A 25374-nucleotide genomic window follows, 5' to 3' on the forward strand; every position below is an offset into this window, starting at 1 on the left:
TTTTTCATATGTTCAAGTATTTTACCACCTATGCAAAATATAAATGCCAATGAAATCTACCTTCATCAGCATTTATATTATAATAATTTTAATTTATTCTAAGTTTATATAGTTTTATTTATATATAATGCAAAAATCATATTACATTTCATTTAAACTCTTAGTTGAAACGCCTAAGAGTTCTAAGACATGAAATTCTTTAATGCATTATACATTATTCTCTCTTTTCTCTAATTTCTTCTTCCTTTAACTCCATGTCTAAAGATACAGTTTTACGTTCATAACTTATTGCAGCAATAACTGTATTAAGATCTTCAAGTATTGATATTTCCTCTCCTACTTCTACATCACTAAGTTTATATACGGAACCAATTCCACCATGTGAAATATCAAAGTATATTGCTTTAGGTAAATTTTCTGGTGTACATTTAACTTTAACGGATTTTTTCTCTTTTTGTACTACTGCTCCCGACTTAGTTACTAAGTCTTCTCCAGTAAATTGAATAGGTACATAGGAAGAAATTTCATTGTTTCCTTTTAATTCTTCTAAATCAATATGAATTATTTTTCTAGTAACTGGATCTCTTTGGACTTCTTTGATGATTGTCTTATGTTTTTGCCCATCAAAATTAGTTTCTAGAAAACCATGCTCTCCATGTTTAAGTATTTCTTCATTTAACTCTAATTCTGATACTTCAAACATAAAGTTTTGAATTGATCTTCCATATACAATTCCAGGTACATTTCCCATCCTTCTTATTTTATTCGCATTATTGTGAAGTTTTTCTCTCTGTTTAAGTTCCATTTCAATCCCTCCTATTGTGTATTATTACCATTGATAAAATTTTTATACTTTCTTTACAAGCTTTTTATTGAAATGGACATAATAGTCAAATATAATAATATTGTTTCTAATTTATTTATGTTACGAAGGAGTTTGATATGTACAGATTTAATCAAGATGAAACCCCACTATTTAATGCCCTAATGGAATATGTAAATAATAATACTATTCCATTCCATGTGCCAGGTCATAAAAAAGGTATTGGTATTGAAGATTCTTTTAAAGAATTTATAGGAGAAAATGCCTTTAAGATAGATGTTACGGTATTTAAGCAAGTAGATTCCCTACATCATCCAACTGGTGCCATAAAAAAAGCTCAAGAATTAGCAGCTGATGCTTATGGTTCAGAAGCGTCATTCTTTTCTATTCATGGAACTTCTGGTGCTATTCAAGCAATGATTTTATCGGTAGTTGGCGATGGGGATAAGATACTTATACCTAGAAATGTTCACAAATCAGTAACTTCAGGAATAATTTTAAGTGGTGCAACGCCAATTTTTATGACTCCTGAACTTGATAGAAAACTAGGTGTTGCTCACGGTGTTACCCCAGAAACTGTTGAAGCTTCATTAAAAGAACACCCTGATGCAAAGGCAGTGCTTGTAATTAATCCAACATACTATGGTGTATCAACTGATATAAAGAAAATTTGTGACATAGTACATAGTCATGGAATACCATTAATAGTTGATGAAGCACATGGACCACACTTAAAATTTAATGAAAAGCTACCAATGTCTGCTCTTGAAGCTGGTGCTGATATTTGTGCACAAAGTACGCACAAAATAATCGGTGCACTTACTCAGGGCTCATTACTGCATGTTAATAGTAAATTTGTAAGTCCTAAAAGAGTACAACAAGTTTTAAATTTACTTCATACTACTTCCCCATCATATATTTTGATGGCAAGTTTAGATTGTTCAAGAAAACAAATAGCTCTTGAGGGAAAAGAACTTCTTGATAAGACCATTGAACTTGCAAACTATACAAGAAATGAAGTAAATAAAATTCAAGGATTATACTGTTTTGGCTCAGAAATACTTGGAAACCCTGGTATCTTTGCTTTAGATCCAACAAAATTAACTATAAACTGTAGAGAACTTGGGATTACTGGCTACGAATTAGATAGAATTCTAGCAACAAAATATCATATACAAGTTGAACTTTCAGATCTTTATAATGTATTAGCTGTTGGTTCTTTTGGAGATACTAAAGAAAATCTAGATGCTTTAATTTCCGCTTTAAGAGAAATTTCTCATGAACATATGGAAAAAAATAATATTAAACCTGATTTTCTTGATATTCCTGAAGTACCAGAGATGAAAGTTAATCCTAGAGTTGCTTTTAATGCAGATAAAAAGAGCTTGCTTATAGAGAATTCTATAGGTGAAATAAGTGGAGAATTTCTTATGGCATATCCTCCTGGAATACCTGTTTTATGTCCAGGCGAAATAATAACACCAGAGATAGTTCACTATGTCAAAGATCTTAAAAGAGCTGGACTATATGTTCAAGGAACAGAGGATCCTAATGTAGAATATATAAATGTTTTAATTGATTAATTTAAATATAAAGAAAAACTCTTGCCATTTGGCAAGAGTTTTTCTTTATTTTGTAGATTCAGATAATAATCCCTTAAAGTTTTCTTCATTATATACTTTGATATTATTTTTATTTAATAATTCTGCAGTTATTCCATTCCCACTTTTTTTTACCCCTTGAAATGTCCCACTATATATTTCTCCAAATCCACAAGATGGAGAATTCTTCTTTAAAATAGCTGCATTAACATTATAGAGTTTAGCAATTTTTAATGTCTCCTCTGCTCCTTTAGTAAACTCTTTAGTAACATCATTACCGTTTTTAGTAATTACATTACCTAATTCATCAATCTCAGCAGGAGGTCTAGGAGTTGTGAGACCCCCTAATTGTTCTGGACAAACCAGAACAATTTCATCTTTATCGATAAATTTTAAAATATCATTTACTTCATTATTTTGTCCGTTATATTTGCAATTTACTCCTAGTAAGCATGCGCTAACTATTATCATTTCTCCACCTCCCACTCTGGGCGAAGCTATTTTTAGCTAAGTTTAACTACTGTTACTCCACTTCCACCTTCACCATATTCTCCTAATCTATATTCCTTTACATGAGGATGGTGTTTTAGCATATCATTTATTGATTTCCTTAATACTCCTGTTCCTTTACCATGAATTAATGAAACTTCTCCAAGGCCAGCTAAATATGCCTCATCTAAATATTTATCAGCTGTATAACAGGCTTCTTCTGAGTCCATTCCTCTCAAATCTACTGAAGAACTTACTGATTTTAAATTTAGACTTACTTCTCTCTTAGTTTTTTTCTTATCCTCTTTTACATCCCCAGAGACAACTAAATCCTTAAGTTTTACACTTATCTTCATTATGCCTGCTTCAACTTTTACTTCTCCTTTACTATCAGGCTTTGATATAATTACTACTTTTTGATTTAAAGACGGTAAAAATGCTTCCATTCCAAGCTTTACTTCTTTAATTTCTTTGCCATTACTTTTAGCTGATGGAGTTGCTTTTTCCTCAGTACTATCTAGCTTATCCCTTAATTTTCCTCTCTCTTCTTCAAGCTTTCTCCTTGCTTCAGATGATCCTCCTAATCTTTCTAATTCTCTCATATTTTTTAGGATTTCATCAGCCTGGTCTTTTGCATCTCTTAAAAGCTGTTTAGCTTCTCTTCTAGCTTCTACAAAAGCATTCTCCCTCATTTTATCTAATGATTCTAATTTACTGTTATACTTATCTCTTAATTTTTCTGCTTCTACCCTTAATGCATTTGCCTTTATTGCCTCTGACTCAGCCTTTATACTCTTTTCTTGTAGGTTTTGGATTAAATCTTCAAATTCCAACGATTCTGATGATATTAATTCTTTAGCACTATGAATTATATTTTCATCTAAACCAAGTTTTCTAGAGATTTCAAACGCATTTGATTTTCCTGGTATACCAATTAGCAGTTTATAAGTTGGCTTTAATGTATCTACATCAAATTCTACTGAGGCATTTTCTACACCAGCAGTTTTAAGTGCATATGCTTTAAGTTCACTATAATGAGTTGTAGCAACTATTTTACAATTTCTTTCTCTTAAACATTCAAGTATCGATATAGCTAGTGCTGCCCCTTCAGTGGGGTCAGTTCCTGCTCCAAGTTCATCAAATAATACTAATGCATCACTTGAAGCTTCATTAATTATTTCTACTATGTTTTTCATATGAGATGAAAAGGTTGATAAGCTTTGTTCTATACTTTGCTCATCTCCTATGTCAGCATATATATTTTTATAGAAACTTATAACTGAACTTTCTTCTGCAGGAATTAATAACCCACTCATACCCATAATATGAATTAATCCAATAGTCTTTAGTGTAACTGTCTTACCACCAGTATTAGGTCCTGTTATTATAAGCGATGTAAAGTCTCCTCCTAAATAGGATGTAGATGGAACAACTTTTCTCTCATCTATAAGTGGATGTCTTCCTTGTATTATATGAAATGCTCCATCTGCACTAACCTCAGGAGCAATAGCTCTAATTGAACTTCCATATTTAGCTTTTGCAAATATAAAATCCAATTCTATTAAAATGTCTAAATTTCTTTTTACTTCTACTTTATTGTTATATATCATGCTAGAAAGTGCTGATAATATTCTTTCAATTTCAGCTTTTTCTTTTAACATTAGTTCTTTAATTTCATTATTTAAATGTACTAGACTCATAGGTTCAATAAATAATGTAGCTCCCGAAGAACTTTGATCATGTACTAACCCATTAACCTGCCCTTTATATTCAGCCTTTACTGGAATTACATATCTATCGCCTCTCATACTATATAAATTATCTTGAAGATACTTGGAATTTTCTCTTATTAAAGAATTTACTTTTTCTCTAATGGATGAATTCTTCTCCTTAAGCGTTCTTCTAATGTTATATAATGTAGCACTAGCTCTATCCGAAACTTCCTCTTCAGAAACAATTGCATTAAATATTTGATCTTCAATGTTTTTTAAAGGTCTTATATTTTCACATATTTCTTCAAGTATTCTGTGCTGCTCTTCCCCCTCTTTTCTCTTTATATACTCTAAGAAGTTTCTTGAAGACTTAAGTACATTTCCTATTCTTAGTAATTGAGATGGATTTAATGTAGCCCCTTTAGCTGCTCTAGATACCCCATCTCTAACATCATAAAATCCTTCAAAAGGAGGATTCCCTTTTGTTATAAGTAAATGAACAGCTTCCTTTGTTTCTTGAATGTGTTCACGTACTTCATATATATTTTCATATGGTTTAAGCTCATCAATTATTTCTCTTGATGCTTCTGTTATCGCATATTCTTTTACTCTATCTTTTATTTTATTAAACTCTAGTACTCTTAAAGATCTCTCTTTCATTTTATACTCCTTTATTCAACTCCTCTTCTATAATGTCCCTTTGTATATTCACCACTTAGAGAAATTGAGTTATTTTTAATGGATTTAAGTATGTTAGTTACCTCTTCTTTAGATTCATCTATAAAATCAAACCTAAAGCTAGTAACTCCTTTTTCTTTTAATTCATCTATTTCATTTATTAAGTTTAATGTATCTGGATTATATATATATCCTCTGCAGAATTTATCTGTAAGCATCCTAAAATCTTTATTCATTCTGTCTCTTAATATAAAGTCCTCATTAATGCACGGTGCAGAACAGTTATTACAGGAGCTTTTCCCACCAACAGTTGATCCTATTGGGCAATATTCTGATATCATTACTTCTGTTTTGCCGTATACACTCATTCCAAAGTTTTTTTCTTTTCCCAATACATCTAAGATTTCTTTCCTATTTAGTTCTTGACTAATATACGGATACACATTGTTTTCCTTGAAGAATTTAATAGTATTTGAATTAAACATATTGCTCTTATAATCACTTATTATATTGATTTTCCCATTGAATCTTTTAACTATTCCTAAATTAGTAGTTATAATTCCACTAAATAGTAAGAAATTCTCTTCTATATCCTTAACGATTTGATTATATTCATTTTTTATTATATGAGGAAGCTTTAAGTAAATGTTTTTATTTTTAATCTTTTTTACATCTTCAATTGTAATACCTTTATTGCTTTTATTGTATATATTAACACCTATATTTTGCTCTCCAGAATCGAAAAGTGCTTCTAGTTGCTCTTTGGTATTAACAATGAATAGCTTTTCTGGAGCCATTACTTTAGCTTCAGAACCAAAAGAACTATTAATTTCTCTAGAGGACTTCAAGGTTCTTTTATACTTTGATATTTCGTGAGCTTGAATTTTTTCAATTACTTTTCTTCTTATTTCATTTAGTGCAGAAATAGGTAAAAAGCCTTCGTCATATTTTTCAAATTTAACATTAACTATTTTATAAGGATTATCACCAGATTTAGTTATAGAGTCAATAATTCTTTCTTGGGATAAAGGTCTTTTTTCAGCCTTTTGAATTATTTCTCCTTTTTCAGAGAATGTTTTATCTGCATATTGCACTGTAATCTCAATCGGCTTTCCGACTTCAAAAATAACTGTGCAGTCTAAATTTATTTTTTTACCAAAAATATTATTATATGATTCACTTAAGCTCTTTAACAATAGAGTATCTGAGGTCTTAAACAATTCATCCCCTCTATGATACTGCTTAGGATAAATAATGGCCTTTTCACCTTTGTAGGCAATTTCTCTTATTTCTCCATTAACTTGAATTTTTGAAACTACAAAGCCACCCTCACCAACACGCACACCATCTTTAAGTGATAAATCTTCCTGAAGTACCACTTGACTCTTTTCATCTACTTTTCCAAGTAATACTCCTGTGTTCTTAGGAAACTTATATGCCATCATATCTTTTCCTTCATTTTTATATAGATACGCCTTAGAAAAACCTTCTCTATTAAATAGCTTTAATAAAACATCTTTACCTTTTTTATTTTCTCCTTCATCAACGGCTTTTCTATATTCCTTAACCACACCTGCAACATATTCAGGTCTTTTCATCCTACCCTCAATTTTTAAAGAACTCGTTCCTGTAGAAATAATTTCTTTAATATCTTCTATTGTACAAATATCCTTTGGGCTTAACAGATATCCTTTAAATTCCTTGTTTCCAGTTAAGGATTTTAGTGTATAAGGTAATCTACAGCTTTGAGCACATCTTCCTCTATTACCACTTCTTCCTCCAATCATTGAACTCATTAAACACATTCCGGAGTAACATACACATAGCGCTCCGTGCACAAATATTTCTGTTTCAATATCCAAATCCTTAGATATATATTCAATTTCTTTAAGGGAAAGTTCTCTTGATAAAACTATTCTCTTAAATCCCTTTTCTTTTAAAAATAATGCTCCATCACCATTGTGTACAGTCATTTGTGTAGACGCATGTAGTTCAAAATCAGGTAATATATTTCTAACTAAATTAAATAGGCCAAGATCTTGTATTATTAAACCATCAACCCCAATTTCATATAAAAACTTAATATATTTGAGTGCTTCTTTTATTTCATTTTCTTTTATAAGAGTGTTAATAGTGATATATATTTTTAGCCCATACATATGAACATAGTCTACAGCCTTTATCATGTTTTCTTCATTAAAATTAGAAGCATAAGCTCTTGCTGAAAACTTATCTCCTCCTAAATACACAGCATCCGCACCATTATTTATAGCTGCATACAAACTTTCAAAACTTCCCGCTGGTGCAAGTAATTCTACCTTTTTCATCTTTTCATCTCTCCTGTTAAAATTCCTTAACTTATGTAAACAAATTTATTTTATGAAAAAAAGGAGCATTATTTACTCCTTTTATTTCAATTTATTTTTATTCTTTAAAAGTAAATTATCTTTTCCTTTTTCACTTGCTAGTTTAAATTGTATATCCATATACTTCTTTTCTAAATCCAAAACTTTATACTTATAGTTATGAAGCTGTTGACTAATTTCCTTATTCCTATTGAATAATACCTTATTCTTATCTCTTAGATCTTTATATTCCTTTTCTATCTCTTGTCCTTCTAGCTTTTGTCTTTCAGTTTCTTTTTTTAGTTCATCGATAATGTCTTTAGCTTGGTTTAACTCAAGAATCTCATTCTTTAATTGTTCATTCTCTTTTTTTATACTTTTATATTTTTCAGCTAATACTTCGTATTCCATATCTCTTTTATATAGTTCATCCGATATATTGATTGCTGCAAGCACTGTAGCTGAAGGTTGATTTAATTTAGGGTTTTTATCTAATAACTCCATGATTTTAGTATTAACATATTCTGCAACACTTTTCATATATTTTTCATCTTCTTGACCCTTTAAATTGTATTCAATTCCATTTATTTTAACTATTACAGAACTCATATTCCACCTCTTTTTAAGGTTATAACATCTTTACATAATACAAACTAATTTTAGCATATAACCTTGCATTTATCAATGAATCAAGCATTTACTTTATTAATAAATTAATATTTTTTTACTTTCTATATAACTGAGGATTCCCTCATATTTTATATTTATTACAATAAGTAGCCCTGGAATGATTACTACATTCCAGGGCCCTTATTTACAATATTCTTAATTGTCTCTTAATTGTGCTCCTAATTTATATTCTAAACTTCTTAATATCTTATCGTGTACCTTATTTACTTCTTTATCAGTTAAGGTTTTATTTTCATCTCTATAAGCTATAGCGTAAGCTATGCTTTTCTTGCCTTCTGGTATTTGTTTACCCTTATAGATATCGAATAGTGTTACTTTCTCAACTAAGCTTCCACCTGCTTTTACAATAGTATCTTCAATTTCTCCAACTAATACTGAATCATCAACTAATAATGCAATATCCCTAGTAACAGCTGGGAATTTTGGAAGTGGTTTATATGCTTTTATTGTATTTGATGCCTCATACAATACATCTAAATTTAATTCTGCCATATATCCTAAAGTGTCTATGCCATAGTTATCTAATAAGTCTGGATGTATCTCTCCAAAAACTCCTGCCTTTTGTTTTCCAACTAAAAGCGCTGCTGTTTTACCTGGATGATAACATACATTATCAATTTCTCTTACTAATGAAGTTTTAACAACACCTAATGCATCAAGTATGTTTTCTACTACACCCTTAAGATCAAGATAATCACATTCACCATACATTCCTATTGTTAAAATATTATTTTCCTTTGGTAAAGCATTTTCATTTTCATTTGGTATATAGGTTCTACCTATTTCAAATAATCTTACATAGCTATTGTTTCTCGAATAGTTTCTCTTTAATGATTCCATCATTGAAGGAATTGTAGTAGTTCTCATAATGCTATAATCTTCACCTAATGGATTCTTTATCTTTACAACGTTTCTTAAAACACTATCCTTAGGTAAATTTATTTCATCAAATACCTTTGGTGATACAAATGAATAACTTATTGATTGATTAATTCCTGATGAAAGTAAAGTTTCAATAACCAAATCATCAAGTCTTTCTTTTCTGTACTTTGGTTCTCTTTCAGTTGTACTAGTGCTTATAGTCATAGGAATATTGTTGTAACCATATATTCTTGCGATTTCCTCTGCTATATCCTCTTTGATATCTATGTCTATTCTAAATGTAGGAACTTTAATAATAAGTTCATCTCCATTTATGCTCGTATTTAACTCTAATCTATCTAAGAATTTCTTCATATCTTCGCTAGATATTTGTGTACCTAAGAACTTATTTACCCAACTTGAAGAAACCTTAAGTTCCTTTTCTTCTTTAATTTCCGGATATACATCTATAGTTCCATCAATAATCTCTCCGCAGCCAAGTTCTTCAATTAATGAGCATGCTCTATCCGCTGCTAAAAGTGCTAAATTAGGATCTATATCTTTTTCAAATCTTGAAGATGCTTCTGTTCTTAAGTTTAGTTTTTTAGAATTTACTCTAATGTTTGTTCCATCAAAGTTTGCAAATTCAAATATTACTTCTGTAGTATCTTCTTTTATTTCTGAATCTAAACCACCCATAATACCTGCTAATGCTATAGTTGTTTCTCCATTTTTAATACAAAGCATAGTATCATCTAAGTTTCTTTCAAGTTCATCTAAAGTTGTGAATTTTTCTCCAGCTTTAGCTCTTTCAATAACAATATGATTTGAACTAATTTCCCTCTTATCAAAAGCATGCATTGGTTGACCTAGTTCTAACATTACAAAATTAGTTATATCAACTATATTATTAATAGGTCTTACCCCTGCATCAAGTAGTCTTTCTTGCATCCAAGCCGGTGATGGGGCTACTTTTACATTTCTTACACCCCTTGCTAAATATCGTCTGCAAAGCGAATCATTTATAGTAACCTTAAGCTCATCATTAATATTTTTATCTTTTGCTACAGAATATTTTAAGTTTGGCATTTTAAATGATGTACCTAATGTCGCAGCAGTTTCTCTTGCTATTCCGATTACGCTTAAACAATCTGGTCTATTAGAAGTTATCTCAAAATCAATAACTTCCTTATTAAGGCCTAATACATCCTTAATATCTTTTCCAAGTGGAGTTTTAGGATCTAAAATCATTAGCCCATGTACTGGCTCATCTCCAGCAATACCTAATTCTTCCTCAGAACACATCATTCCATTTGAAACAACGCCTCTAAGCTTACCTTTTTTAATCTTTAAGTCATTAGGTAATATTGCACCATGTAACGCTACAGGAACAGTATCCCCTTCTTTCATGTTATTAGCTCCTGTTACAATTTGAACTAATTCTTCTGCTGCTACATCTAGTTGACATATTACTAACTTTTCAGCATCTGGATGAGGTTCTATTTTAACAATCTTACCTGTTACTACATTTTTAATTTCATCGCCTGAAATTATTACTTCTTCAACCTTTGAACCAGATAGTGTTAATCTATCTCCTAGTTCTTTTCCGTTAATATCTATATTTATATAATCCTTTAGCCAATAAACTGGTACTTTCATATAATTACTCCTTTCTATTTTAGAACTGATTTAAAAATCTCATATCACTTTCATATAGAAGTCTAATATCATCTATGCCATATTTAAGCATAACCATTCTATCTACTCCAAATCCAAAAGCAAATCCGCTATAAACCTCTGGGTCAATTCCACAATTTCTTAAAACTTGAGGATGAACCATTCCACATCCAAGTAGCTCTATCCAACCTGAACCTTTACAAACTCTGCATCCTTCTCCTTGACATACAAAGCATGTAGCATCCATTTCAGCTGATGGTTCTGTAAATGGGAAGTGGTGAGGTCTAAATTTAGTTTGCACCTTATCTCCAAACATCTTCTTTGCAAACAATTCTAAGGTTCCTTTTAAATCTGCAAATGTAATTCCCTTATCTATAACCAATCCTTCCATCTGGTAGAATATAGGTGAATGTGTAGCATCTACTGCATCACTTCTATATACCTTTCCTGGTGAGATCATCTTAATAGGTGGAGTTTGTTTCTCCATAACTCTTATTTGAACTGGAGATGTTTGAGTTCTTAAAACTAAAGAATCATTCACATAAAAAGTATCTTGTTCACTTCTTGCAGGGTGATTCTTTGGAATATTTAAAGCCTCAAAGTTATAATGATCTAATTCTACTTCCGGACCGTCTTCTATGGTAAATCCCATAGATATAAAGATTTCCTTCATTGATTCTAGTGTTAAATCTAAAGGATGTCTTTTACCAATAGTATTTTTCTTACCGGGCATTGTTATATCAATAACTTCATTAGCAATCTTCTCATTTTTTTCTTTATCTTTAATTACTTTTGTTACTTCTTCTAATTTTGCTTCAATCTCAGCTCTTACTTCATTTGCTAACTTACCAATAAGTGGTCTTTCCTCAGCTGAAAGCCCTCCCATTCCTCTTAAAATTGAAGTTAATTCTCCTTTTTTCCCTAGAAACTTTACTCTTAGATTTTCAACTTCTGATGAAATCTTTGCATTTTTTAATTCAGCTAAAGCAGCCTCTTTTATTTCAACCAACTTTTCTTTCATTAAAAATTCTCCTTTCTTTATTAAAAGTTATATATTAGGTTTTTATGTTCAACTAATAACTTATTCACGCCTGAAATCAAACAAGAATAACTTAAGCTTCCTACAAAAAACCCTATATTAGGCTTTAATTTTAAGATTAAAACCTTATAATACAAAATAAAATCCCCGTCCCAAACAAAGGGACGGGGTATCCGTGGTACCACCCTAATTAGCATATGCTCACTCATTAAATAACGGTTTCCCGCTAATGACTACTATTTTGTGTTTCCAAATCTCTAACTAAAAATTAGTTATCATCAAAGAAACTAAAAACTTCACCATTAGGACTCCTGAGGGAACTTCAATATAAAAACTACTAAGAAGGCTCTCAGTCTATGACCTTCTCTCCCTTAAGAAGTTTACTTATATCTACTTTCTCATTCACAGTCTTTCAATATAAATTTCATAATAAAGATTATACTCATAATTTTACTAGAATTCAATACCTTTTAGCATATTTTGTCTTATTCTTTCATAAATCATTATCGCTGCAGCAGTTGAAACATTTAATGACTCTGCTCCACCAGGCATTGGAATTTTAACTAATTTATTTGATAAACTATAAATATAATCACTTATTCCATTTCCTTCATTTCCAACGCATATTACTAAATTATTAGTTATATCCTCTTGAAAGAAATTTTTATCTGTATCTAAACTTGAAGCCAAAATATCATAACCTTGATTTTTCAAGCCATTAATTACTTCAAAGTTCATATCCTCTATAATTGGTATATGAAATATCGAACCCATTGTTGATCTTAATGTTTTATCATTATATGGATCAACTGTTCCTTTTGTGATTATAACTCCTGACGCCCCTGCTGCATGAGAGGTTCTAATTATAGTACCTAAGTTACCTGGATCCTGAACCTGATCGCATAATACATAAAATCCATCTTTCTTTATTTCTGAAATTTTTACATTTACGACCCCAACTACTCCTTGAGGAGCTTCGGTATTACATAACATCTGTAGCAACTTGGAATCTAATAAAAAAACCTTTGTGTTTTTTAGTTCTTCTTTATTAAAATAAATATTAAACTTTTCTATTTCATTTTCTGCAAGAAATATAATATCTACAGAACAAGTACTTTTAAAAGCTTCTGATAAAAATCTAAAACCTTCAACTAAAAACTTACCTGTTTTCTTTCTTTCTTTCCTATTTTTTAAATTTTTAGCTTCTTTAAAAATAGAATTTTCTTTGCTTTCTATTTTAATCAAAATATAAGTACCTCACTAACTCTTTTTTATTACAAAGTCTTCTAACTTAGTTAAATCCTCAGCAGACCCTATTGCAACAAGAATGTCATTTCCATCTATTGTTTCATCTGGAGATGGTGATATATTAACATCCTCATCCTTTTTTATAGCCATAACATTAATTCCATATCTACTTCTTAAGTTTAATTCTCTTAAACTCATATTATGCCACTCTTTTGGAGCTTCAATTTCAATTATACTATAATCTGATGATAATTCTATATAATCAAGAATATTAGATGATACAAGATTATGTGCCACTCTCACGCCCATATCTTTTTCAGGTTGTATTACTCTATCTGCTCCTATTTTATATAGAACCTTAGCATGCAAGTCGCTCGCACCTTTACATATAATATATTTTACTCCTAATTCCTTAACTAATAATGTTGTCATAACACTTGCTTGAATGTTAGAGCCTATAGTTATAACGGCCACATCAAAATTTCTTATTCCTAAAGTTCTCAATGCATTTTCATCTGTAGAGTCCATTTGTACTGCATGAGTTACAGAATCCGATATTTCTTGTATTAACTCTTCATCTTTATCTATTACTAACACATCATGACCCAAACTATATAATGTTTTGGCTACTGAAGTTCCAAATCTACCTAAACCTATAACTACAAATTGTTTATTACTCATAATTTCTCTCCTATCCTATTAAAACCTTATCCTCTGGATATCTTATACCTTTACTAGTTTTGATTTTAGTTAATGCTAATGCAACTGTAAGAGGCCCAACTCTTCCTAAATACATAGTAAAGATTATTAGTAGCTTCCCTATCCATGTAAGATTTGGTGTTAATCCAAGAGTTAATCCTACAGTTCCAAATGCAGACGTCACCTCATATAATATATATTCAAAAGATGCACCTACTTCAGTAATAGATAATAACATTGTCATAATAATTACTATAGTAAGTCCAACAAAGAATACTGTAAACGCCTTATATACTAAATCTTTTGAGAATCTTTTGCCAAAGACCTCGGTATCTTCTCTACCTTTTACTACTCCTATTAATGTTAAGACTAGAATCCCTAGAGTTGTTGTTTTAATTCCGCCAGCTGTTGACCCTGGAGATCCACCTATAAACATAAGTACAATTGTCAAAAACTTAGCAGCACCTGACATTCCATCTGTTGATATGGAATTAAATCCTGCTGTTCTTGGTGATACAGATGCAAACCATGAGTTTAACAACTTCTCCGGCATGGAAAAGCCCTTCATAGTATTAGGATTATTCCATTCAAATGCAAGCATTAAAACAGTTCCACCAATTAACAATATTGCTGTTACTAGTATTACGACCTTTGAATGAGTTGTAATTTTCCTAAAGGATTTCAAATTATATATCTCTGTCCATACAGTAAATCCGAGCCCACCAATTATTATAAGAAAACTTATTGTAAGCAATATTACTGGATTGTTATGATATGCTGTGACTGAATTGAAATTTCCAATTATATCTATTCCCGCATTGCAAAATGCCGAAACTGAGTGAAATATACTATAATAAATCCCTTTCCCTACTCCAAGTTCTGGAATAAACTGAGTAGCTAAAAGTAACGCTCCAAGAAGCTGCACTGAAAATGTAAATACTAGTACATATTTCACCATTTTAACCATACCTTGAAAGCTAAAAGTATTCATTGCTTCTTGCATAAGAAGCCTTTCTTTTAATGTTATTTTTTTACCTATAATAATTGCTATTAAAGTGGCAAAGGACATAAATCCAAGTCCACCAATCTCAATTAATAACATTATAACTGTCTTACCAAAGTAATTCCAATGTGTTCCAGTATCGACTGTTACGAGACCAGTTACACACACTGAAGTTGTAGAAGTAAATAGCGCATCTATAAAATTTGTATATTCTCCATTTGCCGAAGCAATTGGAAGAGAAAGTATAATTCCTCCTATTAGTATTACTGTAAAGAAACCTAATGACAGTACCTGAACTGCGTTAAATCCAATATTTTTTGTTAATTTATACTGCATAACTATCACTCCAAAACAACAAAATATAATAATACTTCTATTATAACCCAAATAAATGGTAATGGTAATGGTTATATTAATTGTCCAATAAAGTTTTTATCATTATATAACGCAAAAATGCGACCTAAGCCGCATTTTATATATTATCCATTAATTTGTTTTTTTGCTATTTCAACTAAATCTGCAAATGCTTTTGGATCATTAATAGCAATTTCAGATAACATTTTTCTATTTATATCAAGTCCAGCTAACTTAATTCCATTCATGAACTTTGAGTATGAAAGTCCATTTATTCTTGTAGCTGCATTTATTCTTGCTATCCAAAGACTTCTATAGTCTCTTTTCTTTAACTTTCTTCCTACATAAGCATTTCTTAATGCTCTAATTACTGATTCATTAGCTGTTCTAAATAATCTGCTTTTTCCACCGTAATATCCTTTTGCAAGTTTTAAAACTTTTTTATGATTCTTACGAGCGTTCACAGCTCTCTTAACTCTTGCCATATTTTAAACCTCCTACGATCTACTCTATTATAGATATGGTAATAATTTCTTCATTACTTTTTCTTGTGCTGGTGATACATATGCTGTAGTTCTAAGATTTCTCTTTCTCTTTGAGCTTTTCTTTGTTAAGATATGGCTCTTGAAAGCTTTAGCTCTCTTTAATTTTCCTGTACCTGTCTTCTTAAATCTCTTTGCTGCACCTCTATGAGTTTTCATTTTTGGCATGATAAAATCCTCCTCTCAGTTACACTTTCTTTGGAGCCAAAATCATTGTCATATTACGGCCCTCTAACTTAGCTGCCTTTTCTATCACACAAACCTCTTCTAATTTTGAGAAGAAGTTATCTAGTATTTTTCTACCTACGTGTGAATAATCAGCTTCTCTTCCTCTAAATCTTACGGTAATCTTTACTTTATCTCCATCATCTAAGAACTTACGAGCATTATTTGCTTTAATATTAATGTCGTGTTCCTCAATTGTTGGACTCATTCTTACTTCTTTCAAATTAATAACGTTTTGCTTTTTCTTAGCTTCTTTTTCTTTTTTAGATTGTTCGTAGATGTACTTTCCTAAGTCCATGATTTTACATACTGGTGGATTCGCAGTTGGTGAAATCATAACTAAGTCTAAGTCCTTTTCCTCAGCAATCCTTAAAGCTTCCTTAGTAGATATTACCCCTAACTGTTCACCGTCATCAGCAATAACTCTAATTTCTTTTTCTCTAATTTCTTCATTAACAGCAAAATTCTTATTAATATTGTTCACCTCCGATAAATATACCCATAAAAACAATAAAAGGACGGCATACGCCGTCCTTAATTATCCAATTCAAAAATTATATGGGATAACATAACCCTACTAGCAATGCTGTAAGGTGAGAAACGGCTGTTTCTTCTTTACTCAACCTATTATATTCTGATATCCCAATATTGTCAACACTTTTTTTATTTTTTAATTTTTACTCTACTAGAAACACATGATTTGCAACCTTCACAATATATAACCCTACTCTCAAATACTTGCTCGATTGTTTCTAGGAACTCAGGATTCTGGCAAAATTCTCTTCTATGGATAGTGATATTTTGTGGAGCATTAGTAATAAGACCACTTATGATAACATCCTCCATATTTGTGTTACTACCTAATTTACACTCGCCAATTTCCTTTAAAAAATCTTCATATAAATCTTTTCCATTTTCATCGATTATTCTATAAATTCCTTCATCTTGAACTATTAAATTGACCTCTTTAATTTTACTCTCTTGAATATCAACAAAATACTTAAGAAGCTTAATAAATTCTTTGTATTCTTTTTCAACTAAGTATTTCTCAACTACTTTATCAATAATATCTTCTATATCTAACGCCAATTCCTTCATTCTGAAGGTTATAAATCCATTTATATTTATATCATGATTTTCTTCCATGCATATTTTAATTTTTTCAATTATATTATTTATTCTATTATAACAGTATACGGAATTTTCGTCTTTAATTATTTCGTCTCCATTAAGAATTTTCATTATTCTATCTTCAACTTCTAATATCTCATCATGCTTTAAAAAGAAAAAAGTATCATTTAAATATTCAAATAAAGCTTTATTTTTATACGTATTTATTACCAACTTATAAAGTATATTACTTATATATAATTGAATTAGATTTAATATCTTCTTATCTTCTTCTTCATCACAAAAAATCTTTATAAAATGAGTCTCTCCTTCAAGACTCTCTGAAACACCTAAATGGATATTTTTCTCTTTAAAAAGGGCTCTTATTTCTTGTATATCTTCTATGAAATTCACTTCACCATCATATGCTAAAGAAAGAACAAGCATTATATTCACTCCCTTCTTACCTATAGTATGTATTAATTTTCATAGCATATACAGAAATAAATTATCAATTATCGACAATTCTATTGATTAAATCCTTATATGACATTATCCTTAAATTAAGAGATTTATTAGGATGTGAGATAATGAATATAGCTTTTGTCGACTATAGAACTTCTGATGAAGAAATGACTAACTTATCAAAATATGTAGATAGTATAATAAAGGTTCCAAAATTCTCTAAACTATATAATGCTATTGATGGACACCCAGATATTCAACTTTCATTAACTAATTCAGAAGATTTTTCATTAATTATTAATAAAGATATAGATTCAATATTTTTAGAACAATTGAATAACCTAAATATTAAATTCAAACTTTCTAATGGACTTATAGGTTCCAAATACCCTGAAAATATTTCTTTAAATGCAATAGTTCTAAAAAGTTATTTAATTCATAATCTAAAGTATACAGACTCTTCTTTATTAGATTTTTCAAAAGATAAAGTAAAAATAAATATAAAGCAGGGATATGCTAAGTGCTCCACAGTAACCTTAAGAGAGAAAGCTTTAATTACCTCTGATAAAGGAATATATAAAACATTAATAGAATATGGTTTTGATATACTTCTATTAAATCCAGGAGATATTCTTCTTCCGGGTTTAAACTATGGATTCATTGGGGGTTCAACTGGGTTATTATCTTCTAACAAACTTGGCATTTTTGGTGATTTATCTTATTATAATCAAGGGAATGAAGTTATAAAATTCTTAAAAAAATATGATATTGAACCTATAAGTCTTAGAAAAGGGCCCTTAGTCGATCGTGGTTCTCTATTCACTTTATCTTAAGCTATATTATTTTATGTATAAAACTAATACATGTTGAATATAATTTTAAGTTGCAAAAAAAATATATATTCCTTTATTGACTTTTATATTTAAAATATCTAAAATAGATTTATAAATTATGGCGCTATAGCCAAGTGGTAAGGCAGAGGTCTGCAAAACCTTTACCCCCGGTTCAAATCCGGGTGGCGCCTCCAAACAAAAAAGCAGAGTTTCGACTCTGCTTTTTTATGTTTAAACAACTCTTTATTTATCTTTCTTAACTTGCTTTAACAACTCTCCTACCTCTTCATTGGTAAACTTATAAGCTGTATTACAGAAATGACATATTAGCTCTTCTTCTTTACCTTCTTCATAAATTTCAGTTAAATCTTTTTCTCCAATACTTAAAAATGCTCTTTCCATTCTTTCTCTTGAGCAGTTACATTTATACTCTGGATAAATTGTCTCATTTATTTTTAAGTCCATATCCTCGAATATATATTTAATTATATCCTCTATACTCTTTCCTTGTGAAAGCATAGATGTTAGTTGAGGTATTTCTTCAAGTCTATAGGTTATTATATCTGCAATAAACTCGTCTGCACCGGGCATCATTTGAATAATAAATCCACCTGACGCCTTAATTGAATAATCTCTATCAACTAACACTCCTAACGCTACTGCTGAAGGTGTTTGCTCCGAAACTGTAAAATAATAAGAAAGATCTTCTGCAATTTCTCCAGAATGAATTGGAACTTGTCCAACATATGGATCTTTTAAGCCAAGATCTTTAATAACTGTTAAACTACCATTTTTCCCTATAGCTCCTCCAACATCTAGCTTACCTACTGAATTTAAAGGTGGATTAACATAAGGATTTCCTATAAATCCTTTAACTGTAGCATCACTATATGCTGTAACAGTAACTCCTTTAGCTTCTCCTCCCCCCTTAATTTGCAATGTAATTACCTCTTTATCAGATTTTAACATTGTACTCATAAGCGCAGCCCCAGTTAACATTCTACCTAGCGCAGATGCTGCAGTGGGTGTGCAATCATGGATTCTGGCACCTTCTTGGACTAAATTTGTTGTTTGACCTGCAATTATTCTAATATAACCACCTTTTGCAGTGGCTTTAATAATTCTATCTTCCATTTATAATTCCTCCTATTTTTTTAATATATATACAATTCTTTCTGATTCAGGCATTACTGAAGTCTCAGTGTAGTCATCATGCTTACCTAAAATTTCAAATCCAATAGATGATATAATATCCTCAATCTCTTTTTCTTCATAAGCCCTTTCTCTATGATACTCCTCAAATCTTCTATAATTAGTACCCTCTTTAACAAAAAAAGTAAGCTCCATTTCAACTACATTATCCTCTATATAGTTTTCCCAAGAATAAAATATTTCATCTGTATTATAATTAAAAATATTATTTCCTAATACTTCTTTAATCTTATAACTAGAATTTATATCGAATATAAAAATCCCATTATCCTCAAGATGATTATATACCCCATTAAAATATAGTCTTAAATCTTCAGTAGACAAAATATAATTAGTAGAATCTAAAACGCAAGTTATTAAATTAAATTTTCTATTTAATTCGAGATACCTCATGTCTTGCAATACTACTTTAGCATTACTTTTGTTTTTCCTTACTTTTTCGCCAGCTTCCATTAACATTTCTTCTGATAAATCTACAAGAAAGTTTTCTCTAAAATTTTTGCATATATATTTTGCTACATTTCCTGTTCCTGTTGCTAAATCTAAGTATTTATCATTATTAATATTATGTGACTTAGCAACATTCATTATAAAATCTGATATTTTTTCATAATCTATATCCTCATATATTAAATTATCATATATATTGGATAAATTTTTATATTGACTCATAATATGTCCCCCAAAGAAAATCTTACTAAATTATATTATAAATTATAATATCATAAGTCAACTTATTTTCTACCTAAAATTTCATCATTGCTAGGAATTTTAAGCATTCTTTTTCTTTTTGTCATTATACCGCCAATTCTTCCTGTTTCTTCTGCTGTAAGTCCTGACCAGCCAAATTCATCCACTTTCTCTTTAAGTCCTAACTCATCAGCAATTTCATATTTAATTTTTTCTCTTAATAATTCTGCTTCAGTTAATTGTTTATTAGCTTTAATTTTAGACTTAATAATCTTTTTAAGTGGTGTTTTTGTCATAATTTACCCCCATAAAGTTATTTCATCTTCTATTCTGCTATTAAAATTTAAAAAATATACCTACATATGATATAAATTTTCTAAAAAACTTGATATTTATGTGACATTTCACTATAGTAAAATTATGATGATTTTAAAATCATTTTTAGGGTTTTAAGTTCAACTAATAATTTATTCATGCCTGAAAATGTCCTGAAGCTGACATTTTCAAACAAGAATAAATTAAGTTTTCTATAAAAACCCTATATAATATTTAGGAGGGGATTATTTTGTATAACGTGGCAATAGTTGGGGCTACTGGAAACGTAGGTAGAAAGTTCATTGAAATTCTTGAGGAAAGAAATTTTCCAGTAAAAGAACTTTATCTTTTTGCTTCTGAGAGAAGTGAAGGAAAAACTTTAAAGTTCAAAGGACAAGATATCCTTGTAGAAGCTACTGTAGAAAAAAACATAAAAGATAAGAAAATTGACTTTGCTCTATTTTCAGCAGGGGGAGATACTTCAAAAACATTTGCTCCTATCTTTTCTAAATATGGGGCTACAGTAATTGATAACTCAAGTGCTTGGAGAATGGATCCTGAAGTACCATTAGTGGTACCAGAAGTAAATCCTGAAGATATTAGTTGGCACAAAGGAATAATAGCAAATCCAAATTGTTCAACAATTCAAGCTATGGTTGCTTTAAAGCCAATTCACGATAAGTACGGTATTAAAAGAATTGTTTATTCTACTTATCAAGCAGTTTCTGGGGCTGGCGTTCAAGGAATTAAAGATTTAGAGGATGGAATAAAAGGTGTTGCACCTAAAAAGTTTCCTTATCCAATTGCAGGAAATGTTATTCCTCAAATCGACGTATTTTTAGAGAATGGCTATACTAAAGAAGAAATTAAAATGATTGAAGAAACAAAGAAAATACTTCATAATCAAGATTTAAAGATTACTGCTACTACTGTAAGAGTTCCTGTATTAAATTCTCATTCTGAGAGTATAAACTTAGAACTTATAAATGATTATAAAATAGAAGATATTTTTTCTCTTCTAAGTAACTCTACTGGTGTAGTTGTATATGATAATATCAAAGAAGATAAATACCCTACCCCACTTTTATTTAGTGGAAAAGATGAAGTTTTTGTTGGTAGAATTAGAAGAGATTTTTCCATAGATAATGGTTTAAATCTTTGGGTTGTTGCTGATAACATCAGAAAAGGCGCTGCTCTTAATGCTATACAAATAGCTGAACTTATTATTTCAAAAAAATAAGAATCAATAAAGGGTAAAGGTATTGAATATTTTTACCCTTCTTTATTGAAATACATTTATAATACTATACATAGGATAAAAAAACTTATTCTTTCCTATGAATATGAATTTGGAGGTAAACCCCATGTCTATTTTTACTGGTGCAGGTGTTGCTATAATAACTCCCTTTGATAATGAAGGCGTTAATTTTAATAAACTTGAAGATTTAATTGAATGGCAAATACAAGAGGGAACAGATGCTATTATTGTTTGTGGTACAACTGGCGAAGCTTCTACCATGACAGAAGCAGAACGCAAAGCTACCATATCATTTACTGTAGAAAAAGTTAATAAACGCATTCCAGTAATTGCTGGTACAGGAACAAACAATACAAAGGCTTCAATAGAAATGAGTGTTTGGGCTGAAAGCATAGGTGTTGATGGTGTTTTAGTTATAAACCCTTACTATAATAAAACTTCAAAAAGAGGTTTGTTTGAACATTTTAAGGCAATAAATGATTCAATAAATATACCAATTATAGTTTATAATGTTCCATCAAGAACTGGTATGAATATTACGCCTAAATCTTTAGAGGAACTTTCTAAACTTAAAAATATTGTAGCAGTTAAAGAAGCCTCTGGTAATATAAGCCAAATTGTAGAAATTGCATCTAAATTAAGAGGAAAAATAGATATATATTCAGGAAATGATGATCAAATACTTCCAATATTATCTTTAGGTGGTAAAGGCGTAATATCTGTTTTATCAAATATTGTACCTTCTGTTGTTCACACAATGTGTAGTCGTTATTTTGATGGAGATTTACAAGGTGCCTTAGATTTACAATTAGATTATCTGACCCTTACAAATAATTTGTTTATTGAAACAAATCCTATTCCTGTTAAAACAGCATTAAATTTAATGGGTTATGAGGTTGGAGATCTTAGGCTACCACTTTATAATATGGAAGAAGAAAATAAACTTAAGTTATTAGAATCTTTAAAAGAGCATGGTCTTGTAAAATAGGAGGACTGTTATGATAAGAATATTACTACATGGTTGTTCAGGAAGAATGGGGAAAGTAATTACTGCAACATGCGCTAACTTTCCTAACTTAGAAATTGTAGGTGGCATTGATAAATATACTGCACCAGAGCTTAAATACCCTATTTTCTCATCTTTAGATGAATGTAATATAGAATATGATGTTCTACTAGATTTTTCATCTGCTGCAGCACTTAATAACTTGCTTAATTTTTCAATTAAAAGCAATAAGCCAATTGTTATATGTTCTACGGGCTTTGATGAGGAAGCTTTAAAATTAATAAGTACTACTTCAAAAACAATTCCAATATTCCGTTCTGCTAATATGAGTATAGGAATTAATCTAATTAATAATATATTAAGAAAAGTAACTCCATTTTTATATGATAATTATGATATTGAAATCGTGGAAAAACATCATAATCAAAAATTAGACTCTCCATCCGGTACAGCTGTTCTATTAGCTGATACCATAAAGGATTCAATTAAAGAAGAAACTCACTTTGTAAATGGTAGAGATGGTCTTGCTAAAAGACAACATTCTGAAATTGGAATTCACGCTGTAAGAGGCGGAGGTATTGTTGGCGATCATGAGGTTATATTTGCAGGTACTGGAGAAGTTATAGAACTTACTCATAAAGCAATATCAAGAGAAGTATTTGCTGTAGGTGCTTTAAAAGCTTGTGAATATATGGCTGGTATTACTTCACCTTCGCTTTATAATATGGATGACGTTTTAAATCTAAAGTTTTAAAAGTACTGCATTTGCAGTACTTTTTCTATTCTATAGTTTATAAAATAAAAAAGAGGCTTAACGCCTCTTTTTTTATTTTTTAGTGTTTAGCTATAGTTACTTTGTCAAAGTATATGAATCCTAATGGAGAAACTCTTACACCTTTAACATAGTCTTTAACACCTTTAACTGCTGTATAGTAGTATATTGGTAGTATTGGAAGATCCTTCATTAATAGATCTTCAGCTTGATGCATATATTCTGATCTCTTTGTTGCATCAGTTTCTGATTTAGCTTTTTCTATTAACGCATCGTAATCTGGGTTCTTGTATCCAGAGTCATTTTGACCTGAATCAGAAGTCCACATATCTAAGAATGTCATTGGGTCAACGTAGTCACCTAACCAACCACCTCTAGCAAGTTCGTAGTTCTTTTGCTTTCTTGTAACTTGGAATACTTTCCATTCTTGGTTCTTAAGTTCAACGTTAATACCTAAGTTCTTCTTCCACATATCTTGAATAGCTTGAGCTATATCTTTATGACCACCTTCAGAGTTGTATAATAATTCTAAAGTTGGGAATCCTTTACCATCTGCGTAACCAGCTTCAGCTAATAATTGCTTAGCTTTAGCAACATCACCCTCTGGATTAAAGTATTGCTTACTAGAAAAGTCTTTTCCATTAGCATCTGAAATACCTTGAGGTACGAATGAGAATGCAGGAATTTGACCACCCTTAGTTACTTTTTCAGTTATATCTTTTCTGTTTACTGCAAGGTTTAATGCTTCTCTAACCTTAACGTTTGCTAAAACTTTAGCTGCATCTGCATTTACATTTTTAGCATTATCAGACACATTAAAGTGATAGTAATATGATCCTAAGTTAGGGAAGTTTGTAGCTGTTTTATCAGCTAAAGCATTTTGTACTTCAACAGAAGGAACTGTATCTGTCATATCAAGATCTCCTGCTTTGTATGAAGCCCATGCTGATGTTTCATCTGAAATTAATTTATAATCAATTTCAGTTAAGCTAACATCTTTAGTATCATAATAGTTGTCATTCTTAACAAAAGTGATAGAATCCTTTGGCTTCCATTCTTTCATCTTGAATGCTCCATTAGTGATATAAGTTTCAGGTTTTGTAGCCCAATCCTTATCCTTAGAAACAACATCTTGTTTTACTGGGAAGTATGTTGGGAATGCCATTAATGATAAGAAGTATGAAGTTGGTTTTTCTAACTTAACTTCAAGAGTTTTATCATCTATAGCTTTAACTCCTACATCTTCTTTCTTAGCTTTTCCAGTGTTGAATGCTTCACCATTTTTAATGTAATACATTTGGTAAGCATATTCTGCTGCTGTAGCTGGATCTAATGCTCTTAACCAAGCATATTCGAAATCCTTAGCTGTTACAGCCGAACCATCTGACCACTTAGAATCTCTTAAGTGGAAAGTATAAGTTAAACCATCAGCACTTACATCATATTTTTCTGCAACACCTGGTATTGGTTTATCCTTATCATCTAGTTTCATTAATCCTTCAAAAGTATTAACTAAAACTATAGCTCCATCAACTGCAGAGTTTAGAGCTGGATCTAAAGTTTTAGGATCCGCACCTAAGTTATATTTTATAACTTGAGGAACGTTAGCTGATGCATCTTCTTTCTTTCCACATCCAGCTAATACAGATAAGCTTAATGCTACTGCTAAAGAAGTAGCAAAAACTCTTTTTAACTGAGTCTTTTTCATAAATTTTCCCCCTTAATAA

23 protein-coding genes, 1 tRNA gene and 2 other annotated features are annotated in these 25374 nt (G+C 30.5%); of the genes, 6 read left to right on the top strand and 18 right to left on the bottom strand.

Translation table 11 applies throughout. The features are described from left to right. Window positions 1-214: 214 nt before the first annotated feature. Window positions 215-805, bottom strand: a complete 591-nt coding sequence (locus tag JK634_RS04580) for a 50S ribosomal protein L25 (RefSeq protein WP_207753587.1) — start codon at window positions 803-805, stop codon at window positions 215-217. Window positions 806-942: 137 nt separating this feature from the next. Between JK634_RS04580 and JK634_RS04585 the strand changes: the two genes are divergently transcribed. Beyond that, on the top strand, window positions 943-2406 hold the full coding sequence (locus JK634_RS04585) for an aminotransferase class I/II-fold pyridoxal phosphate-dependent enzyme (RefSeq protein WP_202766442.1): 1464 nt from the start codon (window positions 943-945) through the stop codon (window positions 2404-2406). Between the two features lie 45 nt (window positions 2407-2451). Here JK634_RS04585 and JK634_RS04590 read toward each other — a convergent pair whose 3' ends face one another. From JK634_RS04590 to ytxC, 13 genes are all read right to left on the bottom strand, one after another. Continuing rightward, window positions 2452-2895, bottom strand: a complete 444-nt coding sequence (locus JK634_RS04590; protein ID WP_202766443.1) for a 2-thiouracil desulfurase family protein — start codon at window positions 2893-2895, stop codon at window positions 2452-2454. Between the two features lie 32 nt (window positions 2896-2927). Further along, entirely contained in the window at window positions 2928-5285 is a 2358-nt protein-coding gene (locus tag JK634_RS04595) for an endonuclease MutS2 (protein WP_202766444.1), read from the bottom strand. Window positions 5286-5296: 11 nt separating this feature from the next. Further along, entirely contained in the window at window positions 5297-7630 is a 2334-nt protein-coding gene (locus JK634_RS04600; protein ID WP_202766445.1) for a U32 family peptidase, read from the bottom strand. 81 nt (window positions 7631-7711) lie between these two features. Further along, window positions 7712-8257: a cell division protein ZapA gene (locus tag JK634_RS04605; RefSeq protein ID WP_202766446.1), complete on the bottom strand. Its 546-nt coding sequence runs from the start codon at window positions 8255-8257 to the stop codon at window positions 7712-7714. Between the two features lie 216 nt (window positions 8258-8473). Next, window positions 8474-10858 carry a phenylalanine--tRNA ligase subunit beta gene (gene pheT, locus JK634_RS04610; RefSeq protein WP_202766447.1) on the bottom strand — a complete coding sequence of 795 codons (2385 nt, stop codon included), beginning with the start codon at window positions 10856-10858 and terminating at the stop codon, window positions 8474-8476. Window positions 10859-10877: 19 nt separating this feature from the next. Then, the gene (gene pheS, locus JK634_RS04615; protein WP_202766448.1) at window positions 10878-11897 is read right to left on the bottom strand and encodes a phenylalanine--tRNA ligase subunit alpha; all 1020 of its coding nucleotides are present in this window, start codon (window positions 11895-11897) and stop codon (window positions 10878-10880) included. A 175-nt stretch (window positions 11898-12072) separates the two neighbouring features. Then, window positions 12073-12330: a binding site (T-box leader), on the bottom strand. 38 nt (window positions 12331-12368) lie between these two features. Further along, complete coding sequence (locus tag JK634_RS04620) at window positions 12369-13160, bottom strand: TrmH family RNA methyltransferase (protein WP_202766449.1); 792 nt, start codon at window positions 13158-13160, stop codon at window positions 12369-12371. A 15-nt stretch (window positions 13161-13175) separates the two neighbouring features. Continuing rightward, window positions 13176-13844, bottom strand: a complete 669-nt coding sequence (locus JK634_RS04625) for a potassium channel family protein (RefSeq protein ID WP_202766450.1) — start codon at window positions 13842-13844, stop codon at window positions 13176-13178. A gap of 10 nt (window positions 13845-13854) precedes the next feature. Beyond that, on the bottom strand, window positions 13855-15201 hold the full coding sequence (locus JK634_RS04630) for a TrkH family potassium uptake protein (RefSeq protein ID WP_202766451.1): 1347 nt from the start codon (window positions 15199-15201) through the stop codon (window positions 13855-13857). Between the two features lie 143 nt (window positions 15202-15344). Then, window positions 15345-15704 (bottom strand): 50S ribosomal protein L20, encoded by a 360-nt coding sequence (gene rplT / locus JK634_RS04635; RefSeq protein ID WP_202766452.1) that lies wholly within the window; start codon window positions 15702-15704, stop codon window positions 15345-15347. Between the two features lie 27 nt (window positions 15705-15731). Further along, a complete protein-coding gene (gene rpmI, locus JK634_RS04640) occupies window positions 15732-15929 on the bottom strand; it encodes a 50S ribosomal protein L35 (protein ID WP_202766453.1) in 198 nt (65 codons plus the stop codon). A 19-nt stretch (window positions 15930-15948) separates the two neighbouring features. After that, window positions 15949-16470, bottom strand: coding sequence for a translation initiation factor IF-3 (infC, locus tag JK634_RS04645; protein WP_202766454.1), 522 nt, complete (start codon window positions 16468-16470; stop codon window positions 15949-15951). A 20-nt stretch (window positions 16471-16490) separates the two neighbouring features. Then, window positions 16491-16608: a sequence feature (ribosomal protein L20 leader region), on the bottom strand. A gap of 41 nt (window positions 16609-16649) precedes the next feature. Then, complete coding sequence (gene ytxC / locus JK634_RS04650; RefSeq protein WP_202766455.1) at window positions 16650-17543, bottom strand: putative sporulation protein YtxC; 894 nt, start codon at window positions 17541-17543, stop codon at window positions 16650-16652. A gap of 143 nt (window positions 17544-17686) precedes the next feature. On the opposite strand from ytxC, the gene JK634_RS04655 reads away from it, so the two are divergent. Together JK634_RS04655 and JK634_RS04660 are read left to right on the top strand one after the other, a co-directional pair. Next, a complete protein-coding gene (locus tag JK634_RS04655) occupies window positions 17687-18394 on the top strand; it encodes a DUF6873 family GME fold protein (protein WP_202766456.1) in 708 nt (235 codons plus the stop codon). Window positions 18395-18514: 120 nt separating this feature from the next. Next, window positions 18515-18588, top strand: a tRNA-Cys gene (locus JK634_RS04660). Between the two features lie 49 nt (window positions 18589-18637). On the opposite strand, the gene hslO is transcribed toward JK634_RS04660, so the two are convergent. From hslO to JK634_RS04675, 3 genes are all read right to left on the bottom strand, one after another. Next, entirely contained in the window at window positions 18638-19528 is an 891-nt protein-coding gene (gene hslO, locus JK634_RS04665) for an Hsp33 family molecular chaperone HslO (protein WP_202766457.1), read from the bottom strand. 12 nt (window positions 19529-19540) lie between these two features. Next, window positions 19541-20278 carry a class I SAM-dependent DNA methyltransferase gene (locus tag JK634_RS04670; RefSeq protein WP_202766458.1) on the bottom strand — a complete coding sequence of 246 codons (738 nt, stop codon included), beginning with the start codon at window positions 20276-20278 and terminating at the stop codon, window positions 19541-19543. A gap of 62 nt (window positions 20279-20340) precedes the next feature. Next, window positions 20341-20592, bottom strand: coding sequence for an alpha/beta-type small acid-soluble spore protein (locus JK634_RS04675; RefSeq protein WP_202766459.1), 252 nt, complete (start codon window positions 20590-20592; stop codon window positions 20341-20343). Between the two features lie 269 nt (window positions 20593-20861). Here JK634_RS04675 and JK634_RS04680 point away from each other — a divergent pair, with 269 nt between their 5' ends. The 3 genes from JK634_RS04680 to dapB all read left to right on the top strand — a co-directional run bounded on the left by JK634_RS04680 (window position 20862) and on the right by dapB (window position 23629). Beyond that, window positions 20862-21851 carry an aspartate-semialdehyde dehydrogenase gene (locus JK634_RS04680; RefSeq protein WP_202766460.1) on the top strand — a complete coding sequence of 330 codons (990 nt, stop codon included), beginning with the start codon at window positions 20862-20864 and terminating at the stop codon, window positions 21849-21851. Between the two features lie 124 nt (window positions 21852-21975). Further along, window positions 21976-22857: a 4-hydroxy-tetrahydrodipicolinate synthase gene (gene dapA, locus JK634_RS04685; protein WP_202766461.1), complete on the top strand. Its 882-nt coding sequence runs from the start codon at window positions 21976-21978 to the stop codon at window positions 22855-22857. 10 nt (window positions 22858-22867) lie between these two features. Further along, a complete protein-coding gene (gene dapB / locus JK634_RS04690) occupies window positions 22868-23629 on the top strand; it encodes a 4-hydroxy-tetrahydrodipicolinate reductase (protein ID WP_202766462.1) in 762 nt (253 codons plus the stop codon). 79 nt (window positions 23630-23708) lie between these two features. Here dapB and JK634_RS04695 read toward each other — a convergent pair whose 3' ends face one another. Beyond that, complete coding sequence (locus tag JK634_RS04695; protein WP_202766463.1) at window positions 23709-25355, bottom strand: peptide ABC transporter substrate-binding protein; 1647 nt, start codon at window positions 25353-25355, stop codon at window positions 23709-23711. Window positions 25356-25374: the final 19 nt, after the last annotated feature.

The organism is Clostridium paridis, from assembly GCF_016765615.1.
In the GTDB taxonomy this organism is placed as follows: domain Bacteria; phylum Bacillota; class Clostridia; order Clostridiales; family Clostridiaceae; genus Clostridium_T; species Clostridium_T paridis.

What these genes read in the sequence shown, in the direction of transcription:
- JK634_RS04580 (WP_207753587.1), bottom strand. Translation starts at nt 805, where the DNA reads ATGGAACTTAAACAGAGAGAAAAACTTCACAATAATGCGAATAAAATA.
- JK634_RS04585 (WP_202766442.1), top strand. Translation starts at nt 943, where the DNA reads ATGTACAGATTTAATCAAGATGAAACCCCACTATTTAATGCCCTAATG.
- JK634_RS04590 (WP_202766443.1), bottom strand. Translation starts at nt 2,895, where the DNA reads ATGATAATAGTTAGCGCATGCTTACTAGGAGTAAATTGCAAATATAAC.
- JK634_RS04595 (WP_202766444.1), bottom strand. Translation starts at nt 5,285, where the DNA reads ATGAAAGAGAGATCTTTAAGAGTACTAGAGTTTAATAAAATAAAAGAT.
- JK634_RS04600 (WP_202766445.1), bottom strand. Translation starts at nt 7,630, where the DNA reads ATGAAAAAGGTAGAATTACTTGCACCAGCGGGAAGTTTTGAAAGTTTG.
- JK634_RS04605 (WP_202766446.1), bottom strand. Translation starts at nt 8,257, where the DNA reads ATGAGTTCTGTAATAGTTAAAATAAATGGAATTGAATACAATTTAAAG.
- pheT (WP_202766447.1), bottom strand. Translation starts at nt 10,858, where the DNA reads ATGAAAGTACCAGTTTATTGGCTAAAGGATTATATAAATATAGATATT.
- pheS (WP_202766448.1), bottom strand. Translation starts at nt 11,897, where the DNA reads ATGAAAGAAAAGTTGGTTGAAATAAAAGAGGCTGCTTTAGCTGAATTA.
- JK634_RS04625 (WP_202766450.1), bottom strand. Translation starts at nt 13,844, where the DNA reads ATGAGTAATAAACAATTTGTAGTTATAGGTTTAGGTAGATTTGGAACT.
- JK634_RS04630 (WP_202766451.1), bottom strand. Translation starts at nt 15,201, where the DNA reads ATGCAGTATAAATTAACAAAAAATATTGGATTTAACGCAGTTCAGGTA.
- rplT (WP_202766452.1), bottom strand. Translation starts at nt 15,704, where the DNA reads ATGGCAAGAGTTAAGAGAGCTGTGAACGCTCGTAAGAATCATAAAAAA.
- rpmI (WP_202766453.1), bottom strand. Translation starts at nt 15,929, where the DNA reads ATGCCAAAAATGAAAACTCATAGAGGTGCAGCAAAGAGATTTAAGAAG.
- ytxC (WP_202766455.1), bottom strand. Translation starts at nt 17,543, where the DNA reads ATGCTTGTTCTTTCTTTAGCATATGATGGTGAAGTGAATTTCATAGAA.
- JK634_RS04655 (WP_202766456.1), top strand. Translation starts at nt 17,687, where the DNA reads ATGAATATAGCTTTTGTCGACTATAGAACTTCTGATGAAGAAATGACT.
- hslO (WP_202766457.1), bottom strand. Translation starts at nt 19,528, where the DNA reads ATGGAAGATAGAATTATTAAAGCCACTGCAAAAGGTGGTTATATTAGA.
- JK634_RS04670 (WP_202766458.1), bottom strand. Translation starts at nt 20,278, where the DNA reads ATGAGTCAATATAAAAATTTATCCAATATATATGATAATTTAATATAT.
- JK634_RS04675 (WP_202766459.1), bottom strand. Translation starts at nt 20,592, where the DNA reads ATGACAAAAACACCACTTAAAAAGATTATTAAGTCTAAAATTAAAGCT.
- dapA (WP_202766461.1), top strand. Translation starts at nt 21,976, where the DNA reads ATGTCTATTTTTACTGGTGCAGGTGTTGCTATAATAACTCCCTTTGAT.
- dapB (WP_202766462.1), top strand. Translation starts at nt 22,868, where the DNA reads ATGATAAGAATATTACTACATGGTTGTTCAGGAAGAATGGGGAAAGTA.
- JK634_RS04695 (WP_202766463.1), bottom strand. Translation starts at nt 25,355, where the DNA reads ATGAAAAAGACTCAGTTAAAAAGAGTTTTTGCTACTTCTTTAGCAGTA.